We start from the raw sequence: 26,169 nt of genomic DNA on the forward strand, positions 1-26,169 counted from the left end.
CAGCGCCGCCCCCACCGGCGGGATCGCGGCGGTGTCGCGGATCCCGGGCAGCATGGAGGTCTTCTTCGTCGGCGCCAACGGCTCCGTCCAGGACCGGTACTGGTACGAGGGCGCCGCCTGGCAGGGCTTCGAGCTGTCGGGCCCCGGCAGCGCCGCCCCCACCGGCGGGATCGCGGCGGTGTCGCGGATCCCGGGCAGCATGGAGGTCTTCTTCGTCGGCGCCAACGGCTCCGTCCAGGACCGCTACTGGTACGAGGGCGCCGCCTGGCAGGGCTTCGAACTCTCGGGCCCCGGCAGCGCCTCGATCACCAGTGGGGTCGCGGCGGTCTCCCGGATCCCCGGGAGCATGGAGGTGTGGTTCGTCGGGCCCAACGGCTCGGTGCAGGACCGGTACTGGTACGAGGGCGCCACCTGGCAGGGCTTCGAGCTGGCCCCGGCCGGCAGCGCCTCCACCCACACCGGCATCGCGGCGGTCTCGCGGATTCCCGGCAGCATGGAGGTGTGGTTCGTCGGCGCCAACGGGTCGGTGCAGGACCGGTACTGGTACGAGGGCGCCACCTGGCAGGGCTTCGAGCTGTCGGGCCCCGGCAGCGCCTCGATCACCAGTGGGGTCGCGGCCGTCTCCCGGATCCCCGGGAGCATGGAGCTGTGGTTCGTCGGCGGCGACGCCTCCGTCCGGGACCACTTCTGGTACGACACGTCGAGCAAGAACTTCGACCAGGACGTCACGACCGACATCGCCGTCGGAGGCTCGGCGCACGTCGTGATGCGGCAGGACGGGTTCTACTCGTTCACCACGCACGCCCACGACAGCGGCTTCGACAACATCGACTACACCATCTCGGCCGCCGTCATGACGCCGGACGGCACGGTGTTCACCTTCCAGCGCTCCGGCCACACCGAGGGGACCGTCGCCGGACTGCCCTTCGGCACCCCGGACCGCAACGACGACTTCACCTTCGTCGGCAACAACCCGCAGATCACCGCCAAGTGGGACGGCATCCTCAACGGCACCTTCAAGGCCACCCTGGACGGCACCGACACCCTCGCGGCCGGCGTCACGGGAGCCCTGGGCGACCTGGTGAAGGCGATCGTCTCCGCGGCGGGCAAGGCCGCGGCCGAGGCGGTGATCAAGCTCGTCGTCTGAGTGCCCCGACCGCCCCGACCCGGCGGCACCGGCCCGGCTCCCGAGGGGGGAGCCGGGCCGGTGCCCCGCGTTCCGCGCCCCGGTGCCTTCCGCTCAGCGCCGGACGGCGGACGCGCCTCCGGCGGCGTCGACCACGAGCAGCGTGCCCACCCGCCTGGCGGCGGCCGCCCGCTGGGCGGCGGGCAGGTCGGTGCCGGTGACCAGGACGTCGACCTGGTCCAGGGTGCCGAAGACGGCCAGCCCGCCGCTGCTCCACCTGGAGCGGTCGGCGACGAGCACCACCCGGCGGGCGGCGTGCAGGAAGGCCCGCTGGGTGGCCGCCTCGGTGAGGTCGGCGAGGGTCAGGTCGCCCCGGCGGGTGATCCCGCGGCAGTCGAGGAGGAGCAGGTCCAGCCGGGTCGAGCGGACGGCCTGGTCGGCGATCGGGCCCACCAGGGCGCCGGAGGCCGTCCGGAGGCCGCCGGTGAGCGTGACGGCGGCGGTCGGGGCCACCCCGGGCGGACCGACGGGGTGGGTGAAGACCCGGGCGATCCGGAGGGAGTTGGTGACGACCGCCAGGTGGTCCACGGCGGTCAGGTGCCGGGCGACGGCGTAGGTCGCCGGGCCGGCGCCGAGGCCGACGACGTCGCCCGGCCGGACCAGCGCGGCGGCGGCCCGGGCGATCACGTCGAGGTTCGGCAGCGGGCCGGTGTCCGTCGGAACCCGGCGTCCGCCCCCGCCCCGGGCGGCCTCGGAGCGGACGGCTCCACCGCGGGTCCGGTGCAGCAGGCCCTGCTCGGCGAGCGCGCACAGGTCACGCCGGACGGTGGCGGCGGAGACGCCGAACTCGTGGGCGAGCTGGTCGGTGACGGCGGTGCCGTGCTCCCGCACACTGGTGTGGATCAGCCGGCGGCGCTGTTCCGCCAGGAGGGTCGCCGGCGGCCGGGTGTCCTGGATCATGTCGTGGGCCTCCTGGTGCACGCGTGGGGGTGGGCACCGCCGTCGTCCTCGCCGGTGTGCGGACGCCGCTCCGGCTCCGGCCCCGCAGGCTGCCGCCCGCGGGGCCGGAGCCCCGGCGGACCAGCCCTAGTTGACGGACCAGATCTGCCGGGCGGACCCGGTGTCCGGCTGCTGGGTCACCAGGGCGCCGTTGGCGGTGCCGGCGGTGGTGAGGAGCAGGCCGCTCGCCTTCGAGGCGACGGTGTAGCCGCCGCTCACCGGGTTGAGGATCCAGCGCTGGTTGGTCGCGCCCGTGCAGGCCCACTGGATGATCGGGTTGCCGGCCGCGGTGGAGCCGCCGCTGTCGTCCAGGCAGAGCGCGGACTCGCGGTTGGTGAGCCGGTAGCTGCCGTCGGACTGCCGGGCGAAGGTCCAGCTCTGGTTGGTGCCGCCGTTGGCGGTCCAGGTGACGAGCTGGGTGCCCTGGATCTTGGAGTGGTCGGGGACGTCGAGCGCCTTGCCTCCGGTGGTGAGCGTGTGGATCCCGTCGAGCGAGCCGCCGGCGTCACCGGTGGCGGTCAGGGTCAGCACCTGGTCGGCCGCCGTGGCGCCGCCGCCGACGGGGTTGCCGGTGGTGTCGGTCCAGCTGCGGGTGGGCGTGGTGCCGGTCAGCGCGCCGGCGGCGGAGGTCATGCCGAGCACCAGCCCGCTGTAGCGGTTGACCAGCCGGAAGGCGCCGGTCGACGCGCCCGCGGCGGTCTTGCCGGGGATGACGAACCACTGCTGGCCGACGGCGGGCCCGCCCGGTCCGGCCGCGGTGACGGTCGGCGCCGTTCCCCAGGCGCGGCCGGCCTTGCCGGTGGAGCCGACGCCCAGCAGGCCGCCGGTGGCGGAGTTGACGACCCGGTAGGCGCCGTCGCCGGTGGGGGCGAAGCTCCACGACTCCAGGCCCGATCCGCCGGCGGCGGCCGTCGAGGTGGTCGCCTGGCTGCCGGAGACCTGGGCGAGCACCCGGCCGGTTCCGTTGGCGATCCGGTAGGTCTTGGCCGGGTCGACGGGCGCGGGCGCGGGGGCCGAGGAGGTGATGCCGAGGTTGACGTACTCGCCGGAGGCGCCCGCCGAGCAGCCGAACGCGCAGTAGGCACGGAAGTTCTTGCCGACGATCGTCGAGTTCGTCCGGTTCGCGCTGTCGACGAACCAGCGGTACCACGAGGCGGTGTGGTAGCTGCCGGTGTCGCCGATCGGGAACCACTTCTGGGTCGCGAGGTCGTCGGTCGCGTAGAGGTACTGCGGCGAGGTGCCGTCCTGGTTGACCGCCTGGGGCTCACCGATGTACAGGCCGAGGTAGGCGTTGTAGGTGATGTCCATGACGAAGAGCGGCGAGGTCGGCGGCATCTTCCCGGCGGCGATCTGCTGGGCCGCGGTGCCGGTGTTCGCCGGGTCGTACTCCTTGGCGACGGGGGTGTACCCCGTGCTGCTGGCCGCGTCGACCGGGACCATGTTGCTCTCCCGGCCGCCGACGCCGGGCTGCGACCAGGCGCCGTCGTACCACTTCTGCCAGGAGTCGGGCGCCATCTTGGCGGACATCGGCGCCCGGGCGACGTGTTCGTAGAACGCCTTCCAGCTGCCGCCCTTGTCGACGATCCGCGAGCCGTAGTAGACGTAGAAGTAGCCGGAGGCGGTGTCCACGAAGAGCCGCGGGTCGCCGTCGCCGTAGTCGTAGGTCTGGTTCGGGAAGGCGGCGGTGTCACCGCGTACGGTGCTGTACGGCGAGGTGATGACGTGGTTCCTGATGGTCCACGTCCGGCCCTGGTCGGTCGAGACCGTGTAGTCGATCGCGTCGAAGTGCAGGCCGTCCCCGAAGGGCTGCGGGGTGAACTCGTTGTGCACCAGGCCGTACCAGTCGCCGGTGTCCGGGTCGACCCAGACCCCGGTGAGGTCGCAGTAGTTCTTCTGGGCGTAGCCGGAGCCGCTCGGCGCGAAGCTCGACTCCCGGCCGGTGGGGCTGTTGTTGCAGCGCCAGGTCGTGTTGTTGTTCGCGTCCTGCGGGTTGGCGGGGTTCACCGCGTCGCTGATAGCGGCGGACCTGGTGGCGGAGTCGAAGTCCGCGCCGGTGAAGAACTCCCACTCACGCGGGTCGGTGGCACCGTACAGCGCCGCGGACTGCTGGAAGTAGAAGGTGCCGTCCTTGTCGGTGTACGGGGCCGCCGTGGTGTCGGTCGGAGTGGGGTAGCGGCCGGTCGAGCCGACGCTGACGGTGTAGCCGGTGACGGCGGGGGCCGCCGACGCGGGTGGGGCCGCGAGGGCGCCGCCGGCCAGGGTGAGGGTGGCGGCCGTGAGGGTGGCCACGAGGGTTCTGGGAAGGGATGGCACGAGCACTCCTTCGGGGGTGGGGGCGTACTGCGGTGCGCGGACCCGGGGTCGGTCCGCGGCCGCGGCGGCCACGGAGGGAGGGCCGCCGCGGCTCCGCCTCGCCGGGGCGGGGCGGAGGTCGGGGGGGTCAGGTCTGCGACATCCGGAAGTCGTAGACCGGCGGGACCGGCGTCCCGGGGTGGACGGCGAGCCACAGGGTGTCCAGCGAGTCCTCGCCCTCGCGCATGTTGTCGACCTGGATGCCCTCGGCGAGCAGCCGGCGCACCCGGTCCTGGTCGCCCAGGGCGTGCGCCGCCCTCGCCTCGGCGAGGCGGATCCGGCCGTGCCGGCGGGCGCTCCCGGTCAGGCCCTCGACGACGGCCAGGGCCTGCCGGTGGCGGCCGGCCGCGGCCAGGGCGTCGAGGAACTCGACGGTGAGCTCCAGGAGGTCCGGGCGCAGCCGGAACGCGTGGGCCAGCAGGTCGGCCGACTCCTCGGGGGAGTCGGTGAGGAACGCCAGGGCGCGCAGCGCCCACGGGGTCGGCCGTTCGGCGACGGAGCGCTTCCAGGCGGTGCGGGCGGCGTCGTCCTCGCCCTCGGACAGGTACACGAGAGCGAGCTGGTGGAGCACGTGCCAGTCCGGCTCGGCGGCCTCCAGCCGTTCGCGCCAGTGGCCTCCGGTGACCGGGGCGGCCGGCGGGTCGCAGAGCGGAAGCCGGCCGGTGGCCAGCAGCTCGGCCCACGGCCGCTGTTCGGCCCGCGCGTCACCGAACGGCCGGGCGGCCGAGGCGGGCAGTGCGCCGGCCGCGATCTCCAGCGCTCCCCAGCCGGACCCCTCGCCGAGCAGTTCCGTCGGTTCGCCGAACTCCGCCACCCGGGACAGCGCGTCCTCCAGGCGGCCGGGCGGGACGAGGGCGGCCAGCGCGGCCGCGGCGGCCGAGCGGGCCGTCCCCCAGTCGCCGTGCGCGGCGGCCGGGTCGACCTCCAGCAGCCCGTAGGCCTCGACCCAGGACCAGCTCTCGCCGGCCGGCATCGGCAGGTGCTCCAGCTGGGTCCTGGCCAGGCCGGCCTGGATCTCCAGGTAGGGCGCGTCGGGACCGGAGAGCCACTCCTGCCAGTGCGCGCCGCCGGTGGCGGTGCCCCAGTGGAAGAGCTTGCGGCCGCGCAGCCGGTCGGTCGAGGCCTGCACCAGGCCGGCGCCGGTCCCGTCCAGGGCGGTGATCCACCGGCGCTCGGCGTCGGGGATGTCCAGGAAGTAGTCCGCCGCGCGGGGCAGCCGGCCGGGGTAGCTGCGGTCGGCCCCGTCGTAGTCGGGGAACGGGACGTGCCGCAGGTCGGCGGTGTAGTCGAAGTGGAAGGCGTGGTCGGCGGGGCCGACCACCCTGGTCTGCCCGGTCTCGGGGACGGCGATGTTGGACCACCAGTAGACCGGGACCTCGGCGTCGTTCGGGTTCTGGACGGAGACGTGGACGTACAGCACCGGCGAGCCGGCCGGCAGCCAGGCGTCGATCTGCAGCACCAGCCGCCGCAGCCGTTCGAACTCGTACATCCGCAGCACCGGCGTGCCGTCCGCGGTGGTGGTCCGGACGGCGTGCAGCGGCTCGCAGGTGAGCGGCCAGTGCCCGGTGGTGCCGAGGTTCCACTCCACCCCGCCGGCGATCCAGGCGTCCCGCAGGGCGAGGTTGGCGGGCTGCAGGACGGGGTTGCGGTGCAGCAGTTCGCGGCCGGAGGGGCGGTGCACCAGGGACCAGAGCCGGCCGCCGTAGCCGGGCAGGAAGGTGGCGGTGAGGTGCTCGTTCTCCAGGACGACGGTGGGCAGTTCACGCGTGGTGCGGGAGCGGTCGTAGCGGTCCTGCCGGGTGTAGGGCAGCAGGGTGTGCGGGCGGCCGTAGCCGAGGTTGCGGCGCATCTCGGGGTCGGTGGCCCCGGCGTCGTCGGCGGTGCGGGCGGGCAGTCCGCGCAGGATCGGGAGGCAGCCGGCGGCCGGGTCGGCCGCGCCCTCGATCCGCAGCAGGCCGGTGCGCAGGGTGGAGGTCATTTGCCGATCCCCACCGTCATGCCCTGGATGATCCGGGTGCCCAGCCAGGAGAAGAGGGCGAGCATCGGTGCGAGGATGAGGCAGACGCCGGCGAACATGGTCCCCCAGTCCATTCCGTTGAGCTGCTCGGTGGCGACGAAGTTCGCCAGCGCGACCGGCAGCGTGATCTTGTCCTCGCCGTGGTTGAGCACCAGGGCGAAGAGGGTCTCGTTCCAGGCCCCGATGACCTGGAGCAGGAAGGCGGTGATGAGTCCGCCCCGGGCGACCGGGACGATCACCTGGAGGAAGGTCCGCAGCGGCCCGGCCCCGTCGAGGGTGGCGGCCTCCTCCAGGACGGCCGGGATCCCGCTGAAGAAGCCGGTCAGCAGGTAGACGGTGAACGGCATCGCCAGGCCCACGTAGACCAGGCCGAGGCCGAGCAGGCTGTCCGTCAGGTTCACCTGGGCCAGGCCGATGAAGAGCGGGACGACCAGGACCTGCCCGGGGACGCCGAGTCCCATGGCGAAGGTCATGGTCAGCGCCGAGGAGGTGCGGGTGCGGCGCCGCGCCAGCATGTAGGCGGCGGGTGCGGCCAGGGCGACGGCCGCCACCGAGGAGAGCGCGGCGACGAGCACGCTGTTGAGCGCGGCCCGGCCGAAGCCGCCGTCGTCCAGCGCGCGCCCGTAGTTGTCCGGGTGCGGGTCGGTGGGCAGGCCGAAGGGGTGGGCGAAGATGTCGGTGCTGCCGCGCAGCGAGGTCAGGAAGACCCACAGGATGAGCAGCAGGTCGACGGCGACGACGACCCACACCACGCCCCTGGCGATCCGCATCGCAGGCCCCGCGGCTCTGTGCTTGGTACGCACGGGAGTTGCCTTTCTGAGGGGGTCAGTATTCGACGGCGGCGCGGCGCATCAGCCGGCGCAGCGCCAGCGTGATCACCCCGACCATCACCAGGCTGACCAGGGCGGCGGCGGTGGCCATGCCGAGCTGCGGCGCCGAGGTCTGCGGGAACGCCTCGGCGTAGACGTACATCGCGGTGTTCCAGGTGTCGACCGGGGGCTGGCTGGAGTTGCTGCCGCCGTACATCAGGATCAGTTCGAAGATCTTCACCGAGCTGACCGTCCAGAGCACGGCGCAGACCGAGATCACGTCCCAGGCGAGCGGCAGGGTGATGTGCCGGAACCGGCGGAAGGCGCTGGCGCCGTCCAACTCAGCCGCCTCGTAGAGGTATTCGGGGATCTGGTCGACGGCCGCCATGATGATCGCGGTGTAGTAGCCGGTGGCCGTCCAGACCAGGGTGGCGACGATCATCGGGAAGAGGTTGTCGGTGGCGAGCCACTTGGGCGGGGTCGCGGTGCCGAGCCAGTGCAGCACGGTGTTGACCGGGCCGTCGGGGGAGAACAGGAAGCCGGCCGCGATGCCGAACACCATCGCGTTCACCAGGCAGGGGAAGAAGAGCACCGAGCGGGCGAACAGCCGGGCCCGCATCTCGCGCAGGACCAGGGTGAGCGCCAGGCTGATCGCGAAGGTGATCGCGCCGCCGACGAAGAGGATCTCCAGCGTGTTGACCAGGGAGGTCCGGAACGCCGCGTCCTCGAAGAGGATCCGGTAGTTCCGCAGGCCGCGCCAGTGCTTGGCGCCCATGCCGTCCCACTTGTAGAGGCTGGTCCAGGCGGCGTAGCCGATCGGGACCAGGAACAGCACGCCGTAGACGAGCAGCGCGGGGCCGACGAACGGCCAGAAGATGCGCCGGTGCTGGCGTTCCAGCGGTGAGGTGCCGGCGTTCGCCGGCTGCGCGCGCCCGCCGCCGCGCACGGCGGGCGGGTCCTGGAGTGCGGTGGCCATCGTCGCCTCAGCCCTGGCTCTTCCAGAAGGAGGCCTGGTCGGACTTCATCTTCGCGACGAACTGCTCGGCGGAGGTCTTGCCGTGCCAGAGGTCGAGGAAGTTCTGGTTGAAGACCTTGGTGGGGTAGTCGCCGGCCACGCCGTCGTAGGTGAGGCGGACGGGCGCGGCGTCCAGCGCCTTCTGGATGTCGGTGAGCGCGGTCGGGGCGGGGATGTCGGAGCGCGGCGTGATGTTCCCGGCCTCGGTGGAGATCCCGGCGAGGGTCTTCTTCTGCAGGAAGTAGGCGATGAACTTCTTGGCCGCGGCGGAGTGCTTGGCCTTCTTCGGTATCGCGAAGCCGAACATCATCGAGTCCGCGTTGACGGCGCCGGGCGGCAGCATCGCGCCCATCTTCCAGTCCGCGGGGAGCTGCTTGGCCACCTCGTCGGTGACCCAGCTGCCGTCCGGGTAGAACGCGGCCTTGCCGGCGGCCCAGTTGGTCTCCTGGGCGGGGAACTTGGTGGCGTCGTAGCCGCTGATCAGGTGGCCGCCCTTCACCAGTTGCTCGGTCTGCCTGGCGGCGGTGAGCACGGCCGGGGCGTCCCAGCTCGCGCCGGACGGGTCGGAGCTCAGCGCGCTGAAGCCGACCCCGCCGGCGGACAGCAGGTAGTCCAGGATCAGGCCGTTCTCCCAGGCGAGTTCGCCGTCGGAGGCCAGACAGGCCCGGCCCCTGGCCTTGAGCGCGTCGCAGACCTTGAGGAAGTCGGCCCAGCTCGCCGGCGGGCTCGGCATGGCGGCGGCGATGTCGGGGTCGGCCGTGTTGTAGAAGAGGGCGCCCGAGGAGATCTCGTACGGGATCACGTAGTGGTTCCTGCCGTCTGGGTCCTTGGGCAGGGCGTCCAGGTACTTCGCGGGGACGACGTCGGACACCTTCCTGCCCTCGCCGGGCACCTCCATGCCGAGGACGTCGGACAGGTCGAGCGCCTGGCCGGCCTGGGCGGTCGCCCCGTAGACGCCGTCGGCGCCCTGGTCCCACAGGTCGGGGGCCTGGTTGGTGGCGATCGCCGGGCCGATCTTCTTCTTGACGTCGCGTCCGGCCCAGGTGATGTCGACCTTGATGCCGGTGTCGGTCTGGAACTGGTCGATCGCCGCCTTGATCACCTTGGCCTGGGCCTCGTCGGCCCGCCACATCGACCAGTAGGCGAAGCTGCCGGACGAGCCGCCGGCCGTGCTCTCGGAGCCGCTGCCGCAGGCGGTGGCGGTCAGGGCCAGCACCGCCACGGTGGCGGTGCCGAGGACCCGGGTGGTGGTCGAGGTTCTGCCCATCGTGATTCCTCTCCAGGGGACAAGCGGTGGAGGGGGCCTGGGGGGAAGGCCGCACCCTCGGGCTTGTTAGTTCGGCTAGTGTCTGAACTAAGGTGGGTATTGTCAAGGTCCAGCGCCGGCAAGGCCGTTATTCCGATCGCCGCGATAACTACCATGGGCGCCGTCGGCACCCTCGGGAACAGGAGAGACAGTGCAGGAAGCACGGGGCAGTGGCACCACCGGGGCCGCCGGCATCATGGCGGGCTACCCCGACGCCGCCGACAAGGGGTCCATGCGCCGCAACAACCTGGGCCTGGTGCTGCGCCTGCTGAGGGAGAGCGGCGAGCAGTCGCGCACCCGGATCGCCGCCGTCGCCGGGCTGCCGAAGGCCACCGTCTCGGTGCTGGTCACCGAGCTGATCCAGCGCGGCCTGGTCCGCGAGGGCGAGCTGGACCGGGCGGGCGCGGTGGGCCGCCCGCACCGCATGGTCACGCTCGACGGGCGCTGGGTCTGCGGGGTCGGCGCCGAGCTGGGCGTCGATCACATCACCGTGCTGGCGGTGGATCTGAGCGGCACCGTCGTCCACGAGCGGCGGCGCGGGATCGACCTGCCGGAGCTGAGCCCGCAGGAGACGCTGCACGAGGTCGCGGAGATGGTCTGCGCCTGTCTGCGCGACATCGGCGCCCGGGGGATGAGCGCGGCGGGCGTCACCCTGGTCACCCAGGGCGAGGTCGACGCCGGGTCGGGTACCGTCCTGGTGGCCACCAACTTCGGCTGGCGCGACGTGCCGGCCGCCGCCGAACTGCGCGCGCGGCTCGGCCCGGCCGCCCCGCCCGTCCTGCTCGCGAACGACGCCGAGTCCGGGGCGCTGGCCGAGTACCTCCGCGCGGCCGCCGACGACGTCCGCGAACTGGTCTACGTCACCGGCGGGATCGGCGTCGGCGGCGCCAGCCTCTCCGGCGGCAAGCTGCTGCGCGGCTCCGAGATCGGGCACATGCATGTCGACCGCCGGGAGCGCCCCTGCGCCTGCGGCCGGACGGGCTGCTGGGAGACCGCGGTGGGCCTGCAGGCCTTCCTGGACGCGGCCGCCGACCGCACCGACCGGGTGCACGACCGGTCGGTCGACCTCGCGCAGCGCCTGGACGAGCTGCTGGCGCGGGCCGACCGGGGCGAGCAGCGGACGCTGGCTGCGCTGGCCCTGATCGCGGACGACCTGGCCCTCGGGCTGGGCATCCTGGTGGACGTGCTGAACCCGCCGAGGATCGTCCTCGGCGGGTACTTCGCGGTCTTCGGCCGCTATCTGGTCGACGCCGTGCAGCGGGTGCTCGACGAGCGCCGGATCAGGCCCACCGCCGAGCGCGTCGTGGTGGCCGCCTCCACCCTCGGGCTCTCCAACGCGGCCCAGGGCGGGGCGTATCTGACCCTGGAGGGCATCTTCCTCGACCCGACGAGCGCCCCGGAGCGCCGGGTGGACGCGGGCGCCTGAGGAGGCCGGGGCGGGGAAGCACGCCGAGGGGCCGCGACGGCCTGTCCGGCCGTCGCGGCCCTGTCCGGTGCGCCCTCCCGCGCCCTCCGCGCGGTCCCGCCGTCCACGGGGCCCGCGGGACCGGCGGGCCGGGCCGGCCGCCGTCCGTCAGCCGCTGGAGACCGGGACGCCGCCCCGGTCCGCCGCGCCGACGGTCGTCAGGAGCTGGGTGGTGGTGTCGGTGACGGCCTCGCGGCCGGCCGCGAGGTAGTGGCGCGGGTCCACGCCGTTGGGGTCGCCGCGCAGGTGGGACCGGATCGCGCCGGTCATGGCGATGCTCAGGGCGGTGCCGATGTTGACCTTGCTGATGCCGACCCGGATCGCGCGCTGGAGTTCCGGGTCGCTGACGCCGGAGGAGCCGTGCAGGACCAGGGGGAGGTCCAGGGCGTGGTGCAGCGCGGCGAGCAGGGTGTGGTCGATCGTCGCGTCGCGGGTGGTCATGGCGTGCGAGCTGCCGACGGCGACGGCGAGCGCGTCGATGCCGGTCTCGGCCACGAAGCGCCGGGCCTCGTCGGGATCGGTGCGGGCCCCGGGGGCGTGGGCGCTCAGCGGCCCGGTGCCGTCCTTGCCGCCCACCTCGCCGAGTTCGGCCTCCAGCCAGAGGCCGTTGGCGTGGGCCCAGTCGGCGGCCCGGCGGGTGGCGGCGACGTTCTCCCCGTAGGACAGGTGCGCGGCGTCGAACATGGCGGAGCTGAATCCGCAGTCCGCGGCCTCGCGGAGCAGCGCCTCGCTCTTCACGTGGTCGAGGTGCAGTGCCACCCGGGCGCCGCTGCGGCGCGCGGCGCTGACGGCGGCCGCGGCTATCGGGTGCGGGCGGCCGCCGTGGAACTTCACGGCGTTCTCGCTCACCTGGAGGATGACCGGCTCCCCGGTGGCCTCGGCGGCGGCGACGACGGCCTCGATGTGTTCCAGGGTGATGACGTTGAACGCGGCGACGGCGCCGCGCCGGGCGGCGGCTTCGGCGACCAGTTCGCCCGTGGTGCTGAGAGGCATGGCGGACCCTTCTCGGGGTGAGGGTGGGTGGTCAGGCCGGGACGACCCGGACCTGGGGGAGCAGGCGCCGGTAGCCGTCGCGGTCGAACATGCCGGCGTAGCGGGCCTGGACGGTGGCGGCCGACAGCGCGACGGCCCGGGTCAGCGCGACCGGCAGCGGGGCGTGCTCGGCGAGGCCGACGGCGAGGGCGGCCACCACGGAGTCCCCGGCTCCGGTGGGGTTGCCGCTGACGCCGGCGTCCGCCGGGAGGAAGGCCCGCCAGGCCCCGGCCGGGTCGACGGCCAGCAGCCCGTCCGGCCCGAGGGAGGCGACGACCGTTCCGGCGCCCGCCCGCACGAGCGCCCGGGCGGCCGTCGGCGGATCGTCCGTCCCGGTGGCCTCCCGCAGTTCGGCGGCGTTCGGTTTGATGATCGTCGGCCGGGCGTCGAGGGCTTCGGTGAGCGCCGGGCCGGCGGTGTCGAGGATCACCGGGACGCCCCGGTCGCGGGCGAGCCGCACCAACTCGGCGTAGCCGCCGGGCGGGACGCCCCGGGGCAGGCTGCCGGACAGGACCAGGGCCCGGGCGGCCGGCACCAGGCTCGCCACCCCCGCGCGGAGCGCGGTCCACTGGAGCGCGGACAGCTCCGGCCCGGGTTCGTTGAGCATCGTGGCGTCGCCGTCGTGCACGACGGCGATCGTCCGCCGGGTCGCCGCGCCGGTGAGCGGGATCGTCAGATGGACGATCCCCGACCGGTCGAGGTCGGCCTTGACGGCGCTGCCCGCGGCCCCGCCGAGCGGCAGGACCGCCGTGGTCCGCCGCCCCAGGGCGTGCAGCACCCGGGCCACGTTGACGCCCTTGCCGCCGGCCTGCTCGTGGACGGTCTCCACGCGGTGGCTCTCGTGCGGCCGCAGCGCGGCGAGGGTGTAGGTGATGTCGAGCGCCGGGTTGGGCGTGACGGTCACGATCACGACGGCTGCCTCGCTGCCGCTGCGGTACGCCCGGCCGCGGGGAGCTGGACGGTGGGGGTCACGCGTCGGCGAGGATCACGGAGCGCGTCAGGTTGCGCGGCTGGTCGGGGTCGAGGCCCCTGGCCGCCGCGACGGCGACGGCGAGGCGGTGCACGCGGACCAGCTCGGCCAGCGGGTCGAGCCGGCCCGCGATCCAGTGGGCACCGGTCGAGTCGACCTGCTCGGCGAGGCCGACCGGGGCGTCGCCGAGCATCCAGGTGGCGGTGGACGGCGCGGCGATGCTGATCGGGCCGTGGCGGTACTCCATGGCCGGGTACGACTCGGTCCAGGCGAGGGCCGCCTCGCGCATCTTCAGCGCGGCCTCGTTGGCCAGGCCGACCGTCCAGCCGCGCCCCAGGAAGGTGAACTGCCCGCACTCGACCAGGCCGGCCGGCAGGGGCTCCGCCAGGGCGCGGCGGGCGTCCTCCTCCACCGCCTCGGTGTGCAGGCCCAGGTGCGCGCGCAGGAACGTCAGCGCGGTGGTGGCGAAGCGCGTCTGCACGACGGACCGCTCGTCGGCGAAGTCCAGGACGACGACGTCGTCCGCGGCCGACATGACGGGCGTGTTCGGATCCGCCGTGATCGCACTGGTCCGGACCTTTCCGCGCAGGCCGTCGAGCAGTTCCAGTACCTCGGTCGTGGTGCCGGAGCGGGTGAGTGCGATCACGCGGTCGTAGGAGCGGCCGGTCGGGAACTCGGACGCGGCGAACGCGTCGGTCACGCCCTGGCCGCCGGACTCGCGCAGGGCGGCGTACGCCTGGCCCATGAAGTACGACGTCCCGCACCCGACGACGGCGACCCGCTCGCCCGCTCCGGGCAGGGCGGGGTGGCCGGCCGCGGCCAGGGCCGCCGCGCGCGCCCAGCACTGCGGCTGGTCGGCGATCTCTGCCTCTACGTGCGTCATTGCTGACCCCTTTCAAGATCATCTGATGAAAGCTGAGCTAGATGATGCACATTTAAGCATCTTCAAGCATGTGATACCAGGGTGGTGCGGCCCGATGCCGACTTTGAAGTGCGCATGCAGAAGTTCCCTCGCGATCCGCCCTCGACCGCCCGTCCATCGGATCAACCCCGTTGAATGGCGCGTGAGCTGGGGCGATCGCCCGTGCGTCGAGCGGGGATCGATCGCCGAACGATGCCGTTCGCCGCCTCGGAGGGCGTGATTGCCCATGAGTCAAGAGTGAGGTTTTGCGACAGTATTGATCGCAGATTCACCTGAGGTCCGGGCGCGCGCCCGCGGACCCCACGGGGCCGCGCCGGGTCTTGCCGGACGAGCGGCGCGGGCGGGGGCGGGGCGGGGTGCCGGTACGGCGGCCCGGTCAGTGACGGTCGGGAGCGCCCAGCGCTGTTCCCAGCCGGTCCACCGTGTCCCAGGCGTGCAGCCCGGCGCCGAGGCAGCCCGCCTCGTCGCCCAGCGCGGCGGCCACCAGGCGGGGGCGCCGGTGGAACGTCAGTCTCCGGTCGAGGCCGGCCCGCAGCGGGTCCAGCAGCAGGCCGTCCGACTCGGCGAGCCCGCCGCCGAGGACGACGACCTCGGGGGCGAGCAGCGTCACGGCGGTGGTGAGCGCGGTCGCCAGCCCGTGGACGGCGCGCTGCCAGACGGCCAGGGCGGCCTCGTCCCCCTCGGCGAGCAGGGCGGCGACCTCGGCGGCGCCGTGGACGGGCCGCCCGGTGCGGGCGCTGTAGGCCGCGGCGATGCCCGCCGCGGAGGCGATGGTCTCCAGGCAGCCCCGGGCGCCGCAGGGGCACGGCCGGCCGTCCGGTTCGACGACGAGGTGGCCGAGCTCGCCCGCGTAGCCGCCGGCGGTCAGCAGCCGGCCGTCGTGGACGACCGCGGCCGAGATGCCGGTGCCGATCGCGACGAACAGCGCGTCCCGGGCGCCCCGCGCGGCGCCCAGCCGGACCTCCGCCAGGCCGCCGGCCCGTACGTCGTGGCCCAGCGTGACCGGCAGTCCGGTGCGTTCTTCGAGCAGGGCGGCCAGCGGCAGGTCGCGCCAGCCGAGGTTGGCGGCGTAGACGGCCACGGCCCGCTCGGCGTCGACGATGCCGGGGACGACCACCCCGGCCTGGCGGACGGTGAGGCCGAGGTCCGCGGCCTGGCCGGCGAGGGACCGCAGGGCCGCCGTGACGGCGTCGACGACGGCCTCGGGCCCGGCCGCCCGGGGCGTGCGGCGCCGCTCGGTGAGCAGGACGCCCGACCGCCGGTCGACCAGCGCCCCCTTCATCCCGGTGCCGCCCACGTCCAGGGCGATGACGCACTCGTCGGGCCGGGCGTGCTCAGCCATCGCGCGCCTCCGATGCGACGGGGTGACGGGCTCTCGTACTGCTCTCGGGCACGGTGGGCTCCCTGGTGCTCGGGGGGTGGTCACAGCGGCCTGCCGACCGCCGGTCCTCGACGGTCGGCGGGTGCGGGCCGGCGGGTTACTTCACGGATCCGGCGGTCAGTCCGGAGACGACCTGGCGCTCGATGAAGGCGAAGAGCACCACGACCGGGAGGATGGCGACGATCGACCCGGCGAACAGGAAGTTCCACTGCACGGTGTAGTTGCCGACGAAGCTGTTGATGCCGACGGTGAGCGGCTGGCTGTCGGGCACGGTGGACAGGGTCAGGCCCATGACGAACTCGTTCCAGGCCGCGATGAAGGTGAAGATCACGGCGGTGACGACCCCGGGCAGCGCGAGCGGGAGCGTGACGCGCAGGAGCGCCCTGAACCGGCTCAGACCGTCGATCATGGCCGCCTCCTCCAGCGCCACCGGGATCGAGCCGATGTAGGCGCTGAGGATCCAGATCGCGAACGCCAGGTTGAAGGCGGCGTTGCAGAGGATCAGCGTCCAGACCGAGTTGAGCATGTCCAGCTGGTAGAACTCCCGGTAGAGGCCCACCAGGAGCGACGTCGGCTGGAACATCTGGGTGACCAGCACGAGCAGCAGGAAGAGCTTGCGTCCGCGGAAGGTCATCCGGGCCGTGTAGTACGCGGCGGGCAGCGCCACCAGCAGGACCAGCACGGTGGACCCGCCGGCCACCAGCAGGGTGACGCGCAGGTTCGAGCCGAGGTTGGACTCGCGCCAGACGTCGACGAAGTTGGACCAGGCGAAGTGCTCCGGGAGGTAGGTGTTGTCGCGCAGCTCGTCGGCCGGGCGCAGCGCGGTGATCACCATCTGCGCGTAGGGCAGCAGGAAGACGGCGGCCAGCAGCCAGGCGGTGGCCGCGACGACCACGGTCCGGGGGCGCAGGCGCCGGCCGGCCGGCGGCGCGGCCGGGGCGGCGGGCCGGCGCCGGCGCTGCGCGGTACGGGGCTCGGTGAGGGTCTGCTGGGTCATCGGTTCTCCTCCTCGTTCCAGCGGCTGACCTTGAGGAAGAGCAGCACCATGACGACGACCAGGGCGAAGTTGACGACGGACATGGCCGCGCTCTCGCCGATGTCGGTGTTCTTCAGCTGGTACATGAAGACGGTGGTGGTGGCGGTGTCGCTGCTCGGCCCGCCCTGCGTCATGCCCCAGATGATGGGGAAGGAGTTGAAGACGTTGATCAGGTTGATGACGACGCCGACGAGGAAGGCCGGGCGCAGCAGCGGCAGGGTGATCAGGCGGTAGGTGCGCCAGGTGCCGGCGCCGTCGACCTCCGCCGCCTCGTAGAGCTCCGCGGGCACGGTCTGCAGACCGGCGAGCAGGGTGTAGGTGGTGAAGGGGAGCGAGACGAAGATCGCCACGAACATCATCCACGGCCAGGCGGTGGACGGGTCGCCGAGCCAGTCCTTGGGGCCGTCGATGATCCCGAGGTCGACCATCGCGGTGTTGAGGACGCCGGCGGTCTGGTTGAGCATCCACTTGAAGCCGATGGCGGTCATCAGGACGGACGCCGCCCAGGGGGCGATCAGCGCCCAGCGGGTGAGGCGGCGGCCGGGGAACTGCTGGTTGAACAGCTGGGCGAGGGCCAGTGAGGCGACCATGGTGATGCTGACGACGACCACGGTCCAGACGACGGTGGCGGTCAGGACGTGTCCGAGGTCGGTCTCGTCGAAGAGCTTGCGGTACTTGTCGAAGCCGGCCGAGCCGCGGACGAAGCCGCTGGTGCTGATCCGCTGGAACGAGGTGTGGACCATCTCGTAGACGGGCCACAGGACGACGGCGATGATCAGCAGGACGGCGGGGCCGATCCAGGGGAGCGGGCCGAGGCGGTCGAGGCCGCGTCGGCGGGAGGCCTTCGGGCCGGGGGCCGGCCCGGCCGCCTTGGAGCGGGAGGGGTTGAGGGACACCGGAGGCGCCTTCCGTGCGCGTGCGGCCTGGGTGCCGCACGGAGCGGGACGGTGGTGGTGGGGGGGCGGCGGCGCTGAGTCAGGGCGGTCCGCCGCCCCCGCGGTCGGGGGGCCGGGGCGCCTACTTGGTGTCGGCGGCCGCGGCTTCGGCCTTCTTCTGCAGGTCGCCCAGCACCTTGGCCGGGTCCTCCTTGACGGCGGTGCCGATGGTCTTCTTCATCTCGGCGGAGACGGTGTCCCAGCTGGTCTTGCCGAGCGGGTAGAACTTGGCCTGCGGGAGCAGCGCGAAGAACGGCTCCAGGTCCTTGTGCTTGCCGCTGGCCGTCATCTCGGTCAGGGTGTCCTGGGTGACGGGCATGAGGTTGTAGAGCTCGTCGAACTTCAGCGTGTTCTCCTTGGAGTACGCGAAGTCCAGGAACTGCTTGATCTGCTCCTTGTGGCCGTTCTTCTTGAAGGCCATCGTCCAGTCGGCCACGCCGAGGGTGGACTTGAGCGCGCCGTCCTTGCCGGGGATCGGTGCGACGCCGTAGTCGACCTTGCCGTCGGCGGCCATCTGGATCAGGGACGGGTGGCCGTTGAGCATGGCGGCCTTGCCCGCGGCGAAGTCCGCGAAGGCGGTCTTGCGGTCCGTGGTGGCCGGGTTGGCGTAGGTCAGGCCGGGGTCGACCAGGTTGGTCTTCAGCCACTTGAAGGTGTCGACGTTGGCCGCGCTGTTGAGCGTGTAGTTGCCCGAATCGTCGGTGATGGCACCGCCGTTGCCGAACTCCCAGATCGCGCTCTCGCCCTGGGCCTCCTCCGGGCCGAGGGGGAGCGCGTACGGGGTGACGCCGGGGACCTTGGCCTTGATCAGCTCGGCGTCCTTCTTGACGTCGTCCCAGCTCTTGGGGGCCTCGGTGATGCCGGCCTGGGTGAACAGGGCCTTGTTGTAGAAGAACGCGCGGGCCGAGGAGACGAACGGTATGCCGTACTGGACGCCGTTGACCTCGCCGGCCGAGGCGAAGGTGGAGATGAGGTTGGCCTTGGTGGCCATCGAGATGACGTCGTCGGCCTTGTAGAGCAGGTCGTCCGTGACCTTGTCGGCGTACCCGCCGGTCTGCAGGATGTCGGGCTCGTTGCCGCTCTGGATCATCGTCTTGACCTGCTTGTCGATGTCGTTCCAGTTCACGACCTGGACATCGACCTTGATCTTGGGGTTGGCGGCCTGGAAGCGCTGGGCGACGTCGTCCCAGTAGGCCTTGGAGCTGTTGCTCGCCTTGTCCCCGTAGTCGGCCGCCACCAGCTTGAGGGTGACCGTGCCGTCCGCGGACGCGCTGTCGCCGCCGCTGCTGCCGCAGGCGGTGAGGGCGAGCGCGCCGACCGTACAGGCGGACAGGAGCGTGAGCGCGCGGTTCTTCATGGGAGACCTCCTCTGGCCCCGGGGGCGATGCCGGGTGCCGGACGTGTTCTTCGAGCCACGGAACGTCGCATCCGGGCTGCTGGGAGGACCGTCGTCAGACCTGCTCGACCGACGGAGAGACTGCGACTTGCTGCGCGAATATGCGCAAATCTAGCAGGAATGAATCATCTTGTGGCGTCTTCTGATGGCTCAGTGTTCATCAGCCGTTCGAGCCGGTCCAGCCCTGTTGCCAGACCGTTGTCAATGCGACACCCACTATCGACCCTTGACGTGTCATTGCGATACACCCCGTGACGAGTCAGCTGCACTGCGCGCCCATGCTCGGAAATCGGTCTGACGAATCACAATCAATCACGCCAAGCGGCCCCGCGTCGTGGTCGCCGGGAGGGGCCTCGACGGCGCGTCCGCCCGGTGCCGGAACCGTCGGTCCGAGGCCCCTCGGCGGCGGCCGCCCGTCATACCGGCCAGGGGGCGGGCGCCGTAGACTTCGCGGCGATCGGAAGATCGGCACGGGGAACATCGGGGGACGCTGGTGGAGCTGCGGGACATCGAGATCTTTCTGGCGCTGGCCGAGGAGCTGCACTTCGGCCGGACCGCCGAGCGGCTGCACATCTCCCCGGCCCGGGTCAGCCAGGCGATCAGGAAGCAGGAGCGCAGCGTCGGGGCGATGCTGTTCGAGCGCACCAGCCGGACGGTGCGGCTGACCGAGGTCGGCCGGCAGCTGCGGGACGACCTGCGGCCGTGCTACCAGGGCCTCCAGGACTCGCTGGAGCGCGCCCGGATGGCCGCCCAGGGGGTGAGCGGGCGGCTGCGGGTCCTGATGATGCCGTTCAACGTCGGCGACCTGCACGTCTACTGGAAGACGTTCCGCAAGCGCCACCCCCAGTGGGAGCTGCAGGTCCGGCTGTCGGTCCTGGACGACCCGTTCGGCAAGCTGCGCGACGGCGAATGCGACGTCTTCATCGCCTGGCTCCCCGTCGAGGAGCCCGATCTGACCGTCGGCCCCACCCTGTTCACCGACCCGCGCATTCTCGCCGTGGCGGCGGACCACCCGCTCGGCGGCCGGTCGTCGGTCCGGCTCGAGAACCTCGCCGACTTCCCGCAGGGCAGCGGCCGGATCGGACTGGACTACTGGGAGGAGGGGTACCTGCCCTTCACCACCCCCAAGGGCCGCCCGATCGAGCGCGCGTACCAGGTGACGCACTCCTCCGAACTGATCGACCTGGTCGCCATGGGCGACATCGTCCAGCCCTTCCCGAGCCACGTCACCCGGTACTGGGGCATGCCCGACGTCCGCTGGCTGCCGATCACCGACCTCGCCCCGCTCTCCTTCGCCCTCGTGTGGCGGACGGAGGCGGAGGACGACGCCATCCGCGCCCTCGCCGCCACCGTCCGCGACCTCGGCGTGTTCGCCTTCTAGGGTCCGCCCGGCGGACCGGTCGTGCGGGGGATCCGCCGGACGCCTTCCGCGTCACGCCGTCCGCGGCGCGCCGTCCCCTCACGCCGTCCGCCTCACACCTTCCGCGGCGGGGCCGCTCGGCCCGACCGGATCGTGAAGCCGGGGGTTAACGATCGTTGCGAGAATCGCCGTTGTTCGCTCCCGGCCCGGCGACCAGGCTGGACGGCATGAACATCACGTCCACCACCGTGGCGCTGGTGGTCGGTGACCCGGCCGCCTCCAGCCGTTTCTTCACCGAGCACCTCGGATTCCGTGAAGTCCTGCGCACGGACGGCTTCGTCCAGCTCGAACGGGACGACGCCGCCACCGACATCACCTTGGTCCTGTCGGACTTCGCGGTGGCACCGAACCCGCCGCTCGACGGCTACGTGTCGTTCACCGTCACCGGCATCGCGGAGGAGGCGGCCCGCCTGGTCGCGGCAGGGGTGAAGGTGACCGCGCCGCTGACCCTGCAGCCGTGGGGCGCGTGGACGTTCGGGGTGCTCGACCCCAACGGCATCGACGTCCAGCTCGCGGAGTGGAGCGAGCCCGGGGGAGCGGCCCGGTCCTCCGGCGTCCGCACGGGCGAGGGGGGCCGGCCGTGACCGACGTCCATCCGTCGCCGGTCGTCGAAGGGCCCGCCCCCGCCCTGCTGGATCCCGCCGTCGGTCCGCGGGCGCCCGGCGGCGACCGGAAGGCCCTGGGGGGAGGCGACTTCGGGGTGGTCGCCGACACGGTGTTCGGCCTGTTCGTCCCCGCCCCGCGGACGGAGCCGCCCCGGTGCGGATCCTGCCGGCCCTGACCGCCGGACGCTGCGCGCCCCCGTCGGCCCCGTCGCCCTCGGGGCCCCCGTCGCTCCCGCGGCGGCGGGGTGTGGTCCGTGGGCCCGCCGCCGTCGGGCGCGCGGGCGGCGTCAGCCCGCCGCCGGGGAGCCGTCGCCGGGGAGCGGCTGCTCGGACCAGATGACCTTGCCGCTCGGCGTGTACCGGGTGCCCCAGCGGTGGGCGAGCTGGGCGATCAGGAAGATGCCCCGGCCGCCCTCGTCGGTGGCGGCGGCCCAGCGGAGGTGCGGCGCGGTGCTGCTCCCGTCGGACACCTCGCAGACCAGGCTGGTGTCGAGGAGCAGCCGGACCCGGACGGGCGGCGCGCCGTACCGGATCGCGTTGGTGATCAGCTCGCTGAGGATCAGCTCGGTGGTGAAGGCGATCTCGTCGAGCCCCCACTCGGTCAGGCGGCGGACGCAGGCGGCGCGGACGGGTGCCACCGCCGAGGGGTCCACGGGGACGTCCCACTCGGCCACCCGGTCCGGTGCCAGCCGACCCGTCCGCGCGACGACCAGGGCCACGTCGTCGGTGGGGTGCGGCACGGGCAGGGCCCGCATCGCGGCCCGGCAGGTCTCGTCGGGGGTGCGCCGCCCGTCGCCGGCGAGCGCCGCGCGGAGCCGGTCCAGGCCCCGGTCGATGTCCTCGGTGCGGGCCTCCACCAGGCCGTCGGTGAACAGGACGAGCTGGGAGCCGGCGTCGAGGGGGAGTTCCGCGGTCTCGAAGGGGTGGCCGCCCACGCCGAGCGGCGGCGAGAGCGGCGTCTCCGGGAAGGCCACGGTGCCGTCGGGAGCGACGACGGCGGGCCCGAGGTGACCGGCGCGGGCGAGCGTGCAGACGCCGGAGACCGGGTCGTAGACCGCGTAGACGCAGGTCGAGCCGGTGATCTCGAAGCCGTCCGCCTCCTCGTCGAGCTGGGAGACGAGTTCGTCCAGCCGCCCGAGCAGCTCGTCGGCCGGCAGGTCCAGTGCCGCGAAGGTACGGATGGCGGTCCGCAGCCGGCCCATGGCGGCGGCGGCGTTGATGCCGTGGCCGACCACGTCCCCCACCACCAGGGCGGTCCGGAAGCCGGGCAGGGCGATCACGTCGAACCAGTCGCCGCCCACCCCGGCGTGGGCCGGCAGGTAGCGGTGCGCCACCGCGAGCCCGGTCGGTTCGGGCACGCTGCGCGGCAGCAGGCTGCGCTGCAGGGCCACGGCGGTGCCGTGCTCGCGGGTGAAGCGGCGGGCGTTGTCCAGCGAGACCGCCGCACGGGCGGTCAGCTCCTCGGCCAGGATCAGGTCGTCCGGCTCGAAGGGCGTTCCGTCGGGCGCCCGGCGGAACTCGACCAGGCCGAGGACGCCGCCCGGCACCTGCAGCGGCGCCACGATCACGGAGCGGGTCGGGAGGGCGGCGTCCAGCACGGCGCGGCCGCTGTCCAGGCTGCGGGCCTGCGGGGTCGGCGCGGTCACGGTGATCGCCGCGCCCTCGGGGAGCGGCGCCGCGTCCCCGGCCGAGCCGCGCAGGGCCATCCGCCGTAGGCGCAGTCCGCCCGGCTCGGGCTCCTCGCCGCGGGTGACCGCGTCGATCAGGTCGACGGCGATGCGGTCGGCGAAGCGGCCGACCGCCACCTCGGCGAGCTCCTCGCAGGTGCGGGCCATGTCCAGGGTCCGTCCGATCCGCATGCCCGCCTCGTAGAGCAGCTGCCGGCGCTGCCCGGCGGCCTCGACCCGGCTGGTGAGCTCGTGCAGCTCGGTCGAGTCCCGGAGTGTCACGACGCTGCCGGGCAGTCCGCCATAGCGGGGCGTCGGCCGCTTGTTCACCGCGAGCAGCCGCGTCCCGGCCCGGTGGATGCCGTCCGTCACCTCCTCGGGGGAGGAGAGCAGCGCGGTGGTCGCCGGGTCCAGGCCGAGCTCGGCCACCGGCCGCTGGTCGGCGGCGTCGGCCGGCAGGTCCAGCAGGCGCCGGGCCTCGTCGTTGGCCAGCATCAGCCGGCCGTCCCCGCTGATGATCAGCACCCCCTCGCGGACGGCGTGCAGGACGGCGTCGTGGTGTTCGTACATCCGGGCCAGCTCGGCGGGGCCGAGGCCCCTGGTCTGGCGCACCAGCCAGCGTGACGCCAGGGCCGTGCCGAGCGCGGCCAGGGCCACCGCGGCCGCCGCGCCGCCCAGCAGGACGGGCAGGTGCGCGCCGACGACCGAGTTGACCCTCCCGGCCGTGATGTTCACGCTGACGACGCCTTTGGGGACCCCGCCGGGGCCGAACACCGGGACGACGGTCGTGATCCCGTGGAACCCGCCCTGGTCGATGTCGAAGGTGACCGTGTGCCCGGCCAGCAACTGCGGGATGACGTACTGCGCCACGTACGGTGGCGGGTCGTACGGCCGGTTGACGTAGTCCGGGTAGGGCGAGGTGAGCTGGACGAAGCCGGCGCTGTAGATCGCCATGGAGTCCACCCCGGTCGCCAGCCGCACCGCCTCGGCCTGCGGCTGCAGGATCGCCGACGGATCGGGGCTGTCGAGCGCCTGGACCAGTCCCGGCGCGTGGGCGAACGACTCCGCGACGCCCCGGGTGAGCCGCCGCGCGCTGTCCTCGGTGCTGGAGCGCGCCTGCAGCACCATCGCCGTCACCGCGGCGGCGACCAGCAGCAGCACGATCACGATCTCGGTCAGGAACACCCGGCCGGCCAGGCTCCGGACGGTCAGCAGCGCCCGCACGCCGCCGCGCCCGCGCTCGGAGGGTGCGCCGCGGCCGCGACGCGTCGAGGACCAGCGGTGGCGTCTGATCACCCCCCATCCATAGCGTTCGCCGATATGTCCCGCAACTCCCGGTCCGTCCCGGACGGGAGTGCCACCCGGGACCTGCGGACGCCTCCGGGTGGACCGCCGACGACTGCGCTGCCCGTCGGCGGTCCACCCGTCCCGGCCCCCGGGAGCCCTTGCGTGCAACTTTCGGCTCATCCACAATGATGTGATCTGATCGCAGAGCCCGCGAGTGCTGCACAAGAGTGCAGATCTGCCGCGCCCAGCGCCCTCCCGGGGCCGCCCTGCTCCTCGCCGCACGATCGCCGCAAGAGAGGCTCCATGGACCACGCGAACGCTGCCCACGGCCCGGCGGGCACCGCATGACCGCCACCCGCACCTCCCTGTCCGGGGCTCGACTGGTGACCGCCACCGGCACCGTCGACGGCGGACGCCTCACGGTCGAAGGAGCCCTGATCACCGGGTTCGGGGGCACTCCCGAACCCGGTGACGTGGATCTGACCGGCCACCTGGTCGTGCCCGGCTTCGTCGACCTGCACGTCCACGGCGGCGGCGGCGCCTCGTACACCTCCGCCGACGGCGAGGAGGTGATGGCCGCCGCGCGGTTCCACCGCCTGCACGGGACCACCACCACCGTCGCCAGCACCGTCACCGCCGAGCTGGACGAGCTCTGCCACCAGGCCGCCGTACTCGCCGAACTCACCCAGGACGGCGTACTGGCCGGGGTCCACTTCGAGGGTCCGTTCATCGCCCGCGGCCGGTGCGGCGCCCACGCGCCCGCCCTGCTGCGCGACCCCGCCCCCGAACCGCTGCGCCGGCTGCTGGACGCCGCCAAGGGCCACGCCCGCATGGTCACCCTCGCGCCGGAGCTGCCCGGGGGGCTCGACGCCGTCCGGACCCTGGTGGACGCGGGGGTCGTCGCGGCGGTCGGCCACTCGGCCGCGGACTACCGCACGGTCCGCGCCGCCATCGACGCCGGGGCCACCGTGGCCACCCACCTCTTCAACGGCATGCCCGCCCTCGGCCACCGGGACCCCGGGCCGGTCGGCGCGCTGCTGGAGGACGACCGGGTCACCGTCGAGCTCATCAACGACGGCGTGCACGTGCACCCCGCGGTGGTCGGCCTCGTCCACCGCGCGGTCGGTGCCGGGCGGATCGCGCTGGTCACCGACGCGATGAGCGCCGCGGGCATGGGCGACGGCGCCTACCGGCTGGGTCCGCTGGACATCCGGGTCCGTGCCGGCGTCGCGGAACTCGCCGACGGCAGTTCCATCGCCGGCTCCACGCTGACCCTCGACCGGGCGTTCAAGCGGGCGGTGACGGTCGACGGGTTCACTCCCGAGCAGGCCTCGCGGTCGCTCTCCGCGGTGCCCGCCCGACTGCTGGGGCTGGGTGACTCCGTCGGCTCGCTGGAGACCGGCAAGCAGGCCGACCTGGTGGTGCTGGACGCCGCCCACGACGTCGTCGCCGTGATGCAGAAGGGCGTCTGGGTCGCCGGGGCGGGCCATCTGCCGACGCTCCGCGCGAAGTCCTGAGGCGGTCGCACGCGAAGGGGCCCGGCAGCTGCCGGGCCCCTTCGAACGTCGCGGTGCCGGGGGCGGTCAGACGGAGTGCACGTCCACGCCCTGGGCGATCAGCTGCTCGACGATCTCCTCCGGGGCGTCCTTGTCGGTGATCAGCACCGTGAACTCGTTGACCGCGCAGACCTGTGCGAAGGCGCGGCGGCCGATCTTGGTGGCGTCCGCGACGATGATCACCTTGTCCGCCCGCTCGGCCATGGCGCGGTTGGCGCTTGCCTCGCCCTCGTCGTGGGTGGCGGCGCCGTTCTTGGCGTCCACGGCGTTGACGCCGAGGATGGCGTAGTCGAGCGCGAGGCCCTGGAGCACCATGGTGGCAAGCGGACCGGTCAGCTCGTAGGAGTTCGGGCGGGCCACTCCGCCGGTGACCACCGTCTTCACGTACGGGCGCACGGCCAGCTCGTTGGCGATGTTGATCGCGTTGGTCACGACGGTCAGCGCGGTTCCGTTGCTGTGTTCGGCGAAGTCGGGCCGGGTCGCGAGCTCCCGGGCGACCTCCGACGTGGTGGTGCCGCCGTTGAGGCCGACCACCGCCCCCGGCGGGATGAGCGCGGCCGCGGCCTTGGCGATCCTGAGCTTCTCGTTCGCCTGCCGCGCGGTCTTGTAGCGCAGCGGCAGGTCGTACGCGACACCGCTCAGCACCGCGCCGCCGCGGGTGCGCACCAGCAGCTGCTGGTTCGCGAGCTCGTCCATGTCACGACGCACGGTCGCCGCGGAGACGCTCAGCAGCTCGACGGCCTCGCCGACCTCCAGCCGGCCCCGGTCACCCAGGATCTCCAGCAGACGCGTCCACCTCTCGTGCGTCCCCATGGTCTCTCCCTTACATGTCGTGTCGGCAGGTGAAGCCTATCGCGGGCGCAGTGACCGAAC

The 26,169-nt window shown here is 73.2% G+C and carries 21 protein-coding genes; 6 read left to right on the forward strand and 15 right to left on the reverse strand.

The genetic code is table 11. The features are described from left to right. Positions 1–1,147, forward strand: a 1,147-nt coding sequence (locus tag ACZ4UX_RS19740) for a PLL family lectin (RefSeq protein ID WP_465707573.1), incomplete at its 5' end; no start/stop codon positions are given. A gap of 93 nt (positions 1,148–1,240) precedes the next feature. Here ACZ4UX_RS19740 and ACZ4UX_RS19745 read toward each other — a convergent pair. From ACZ4UX_RS19745 to ACZ4UX_RS19770, 6 genes are all read right to left on the reverse strand, one after another. Then, positions 1,241–2,086 (reverse strand): DeoR/GlpR family DNA-binding transcription regulator, encoded by an 846-nt coding sequence (locus tag ACZ4UX_RS19745; RefSeq protein ID WP_465707574.1) that lies wholly within the window; start codon positions 2,084–2,086, stop codon positions 1,241–1,243. Between the two features lie 126 nt (positions 2,087–2,212). Continuing rightward, a complete protein-coding gene (locus ACZ4UX_RS19750) occupies positions 2,213–4,438 on the reverse strand; it encodes an RICIN domain-containing protein (protein WP_465707575.1) in 2,226 nt (741 codons plus the stop codon). 127 nt (positions 4,439–4,565) lie between these two features. Then, positions 4,566–6,455 (reverse strand): DUF5107 domain-containing protein, encoded by a 1,890-nt coding sequence (locus ACZ4UX_RS19755; RefSeq protein WP_465707576.1) that lies wholly within the window; start codon positions 6,453–6,455, stop codon positions 4,566–4,568. Next, positions 6,452–7,264 carry a carbohydrate ABC transporter permease gene (locus tag ACZ4UX_RS19760; RefSeq protein WP_465707577.1) on the reverse strand — a complete coding sequence of 271 codons (813 nt, stop codon included), beginning with the start codon at positions 7,262–7,264 and terminating at the stop codon, positions 6,452–6,454. Before ACZ4UX_RS19760 ends, ACZ4UX_RS19755 begins: the two co-directional genes overlap by 4 nt. 55 nt (positions 7,265–7,319) lie before the next feature. Beyond that, complete coding sequence (locus tag ACZ4UX_RS19765; RefSeq protein WP_465707578.1) at positions 7,320–8,279, reverse strand: carbohydrate ABC transporter permease; 960 nt, start codon at positions 8,277–8,279, stop codon at positions 7,320–7,322. Positions 8,280–8,286: 7 nt separating this feature from the next. After that, on the reverse strand, positions 8,287–9,585 hold the full coding sequence (locus ACZ4UX_RS19770; RefSeq protein ID WP_465707579.1) for an ABC transporter substrate-binding protein: 1,299 nt from the start codon (positions 9,583–9,585) through the stop codon (positions 8,287–8,289). A 190-nt stretch (positions 9,586–9,775) separates the two neighbouring features. On the opposite strand from ACZ4UX_RS19770, the gene ACZ4UX_RS19775 reads away from it, so the two are divergent. Next, on the forward strand, positions 9,776–11,050 hold the full coding sequence (locus ACZ4UX_RS19775) for an ROK family protein (RefSeq protein ID WP_465707580.1): 1,275 nt from the start codon (positions 9,776–9,778) through the stop codon (positions 11,048–11,050). Between the two features lie 147 nt (positions 11,051–11,197). Here ACZ4UX_RS19775 and ACZ4UX_RS19780 read toward each other — a convergent pair whose 3' ends face one another. The 7 genes from ACZ4UX_RS19780 to ACZ4UX_RS19810 form a co-directional block, all read right to left on the reverse strand. Next, on the reverse strand, positions 11,198–12,082 hold the full coding sequence (locus tag ACZ4UX_RS19780; protein WP_465707581.1) for a class II fructose-bisphosphate aldolase: 885 nt from the start codon (positions 12,080–12,082) through the stop codon (positions 11,198–11,200). Between the two features lie 31 nt (positions 12,083–12,113). Beyond that, positions 12,114–13,031 carry a 1-phosphofructokinase family hexose kinase gene (locus tag ACZ4UX_RS19785; RefSeq protein ID WP_465707582.1) on the reverse strand — a complete coding sequence of 306 codons (918 nt, stop codon included), beginning with the start codon at positions 13,029–13,031 and terminating at the stop codon, positions 12,114–12,116. A gap of 58 nt (positions 13,032–13,089) precedes the next feature. Continuing rightward, a complete protein-coding gene (locus ACZ4UX_RS19790) occupies positions 13,090–13,974 on the reverse strand; it encodes an SIS domain-containing protein (protein ID WP_465707583.1) in 885 nt (294 codons plus the stop codon). Between the two features lie 415 nt (positions 13,975–14,389). After that, positions 14,390–15,355 carry an ROK family protein gene (locus ACZ4UX_RS19795; protein WP_465707584.1) on the reverse strand — a complete coding sequence of 322 codons (966 nt, stop codon included), beginning with the start codon at positions 15,353–15,355 and terminating at the stop codon, positions 14,390–14,392. A 136-nt stretch (positions 15,356–15,491) separates the two neighbouring features. Next, a complete protein-coding gene (locus ACZ4UX_RS19800) occupies positions 15,492–16,391 on the reverse strand; it encodes a carbohydrate ABC transporter permease (protein ID WP_396489374.1) in 900 nt (299 codons plus the stop codon). Beyond that, entirely contained in the window at positions 16,388–17,326 is a 939-nt protein-coding gene (locus ACZ4UX_RS19805) for a carbohydrate ABC transporter permease (RefSeq protein ID WP_465707585.1), read from the reverse strand. The genes ACZ4UX_RS19800 and ACZ4UX_RS19805 overlap by 4 nt, the downstream gene beginning before the upstream one ends. Positions 17,327–17,447: 121 nt before the next feature. Beyond that, positions 17,448–18,722 carry an extracellular solute-binding protein gene (locus tag ACZ4UX_RS19810; protein ID WP_465707586.1) on the reverse strand — a complete coding sequence of 425 codons (1,275 nt, stop codon included), beginning with the start codon at positions 18,720–18,722 and terminating at the stop codon, positions 17,448–17,450. A 532-nt stretch (positions 18,723–19,254) separates the two neighbouring features. Between ACZ4UX_RS19810 and ACZ4UX_RS19815 the strand changes: the two genes are divergently transcribed. From ACZ4UX_RS19815 to ACZ4UX_RS19825, 3 genes are all read left to right on the forward strand, one after another. Continuing rightward, entirely contained in the window at positions 19,255–20,142 is an 888-nt protein-coding gene (locus tag ACZ4UX_RS19815; protein ID WP_465707587.1) for a LysR family transcriptional regulator, read from the forward strand. A gap of 206 nt (positions 20,143–20,348) precedes the next feature. Further along, positions 20,349–20,765 carry a VOC family protein gene (locus ACZ4UX_RS19820; protein WP_329485508.1) on the forward strand — a complete coding sequence of 139 codons (417 nt, stop codon included), beginning with the start codon at positions 20,349–20,351 and terminating at the stop codon, positions 20,763–20,765. After that, a complete protein-coding gene (locus tag ACZ4UX_RS19825) occupies positions 20,762–20,962 on the forward strand; it encodes a hypothetical protein (RefSeq protein ID WP_359808834.1) in 201 nt (66 codons plus the stop codon). The genes ACZ4UX_RS19820 and ACZ4UX_RS19825 overlap by 4 nt, the downstream gene beginning before the upstream one ends. A gap of 111 nt (positions 20,963–21,073) precedes the next feature. Here the strand turns inward: ACZ4UX_RS19825 and ACZ4UX_RS19830 are convergent, their stop codons facing one another. Beyond that, positions 21,074–23,581 (reverse strand): SpoIIE family protein phosphatase, encoded by a 2,508-nt coding sequence (locus tag ACZ4UX_RS19830; RefSeq protein ID WP_465707728.1) that lies wholly within the window; start codon positions 23,579–23,581, stop codon positions 21,074–21,076. A gap of 503 nt (positions 23,582–24,084) precedes the next feature. Between ACZ4UX_RS19830 and nagA the strand changes: the two genes are divergently transcribed. Beyond that, positions 24,085–25,257 carry an N-acetylglucosamine-6-phosphate deacetylase gene (gene nagA, locus ACZ4UX_RS19835; RefSeq protein ID WP_465707588.1) on the forward strand — a complete coding sequence of 391 codons (1,173 nt, stop codon included), beginning with the start codon at positions 24,085–24,087 and terminating at the stop codon, positions 25,255–25,257. Positions 25,258–25,323: 66 nt separating this feature from the next. Here nagA and ACZ4UX_RS19840 read toward each other — a convergent pair whose 3' ends face one another. Beyond that, on the reverse strand, positions 25,324–26,109 hold the full coding sequence (locus tag ACZ4UX_RS19840) for a DeoR/GlpR family DNA-binding transcription regulator (protein WP_352286541.1): 786 nt from the start codon (positions 26,107–26,109) through the stop codon (positions 25,324–25,326). Between the last annotated feature and the right edge of the window lie 60 nt (positions 26,110–26,169).

The organism is Kitasatospora sp. NPDC028961, from assembly GCF_055564815.1.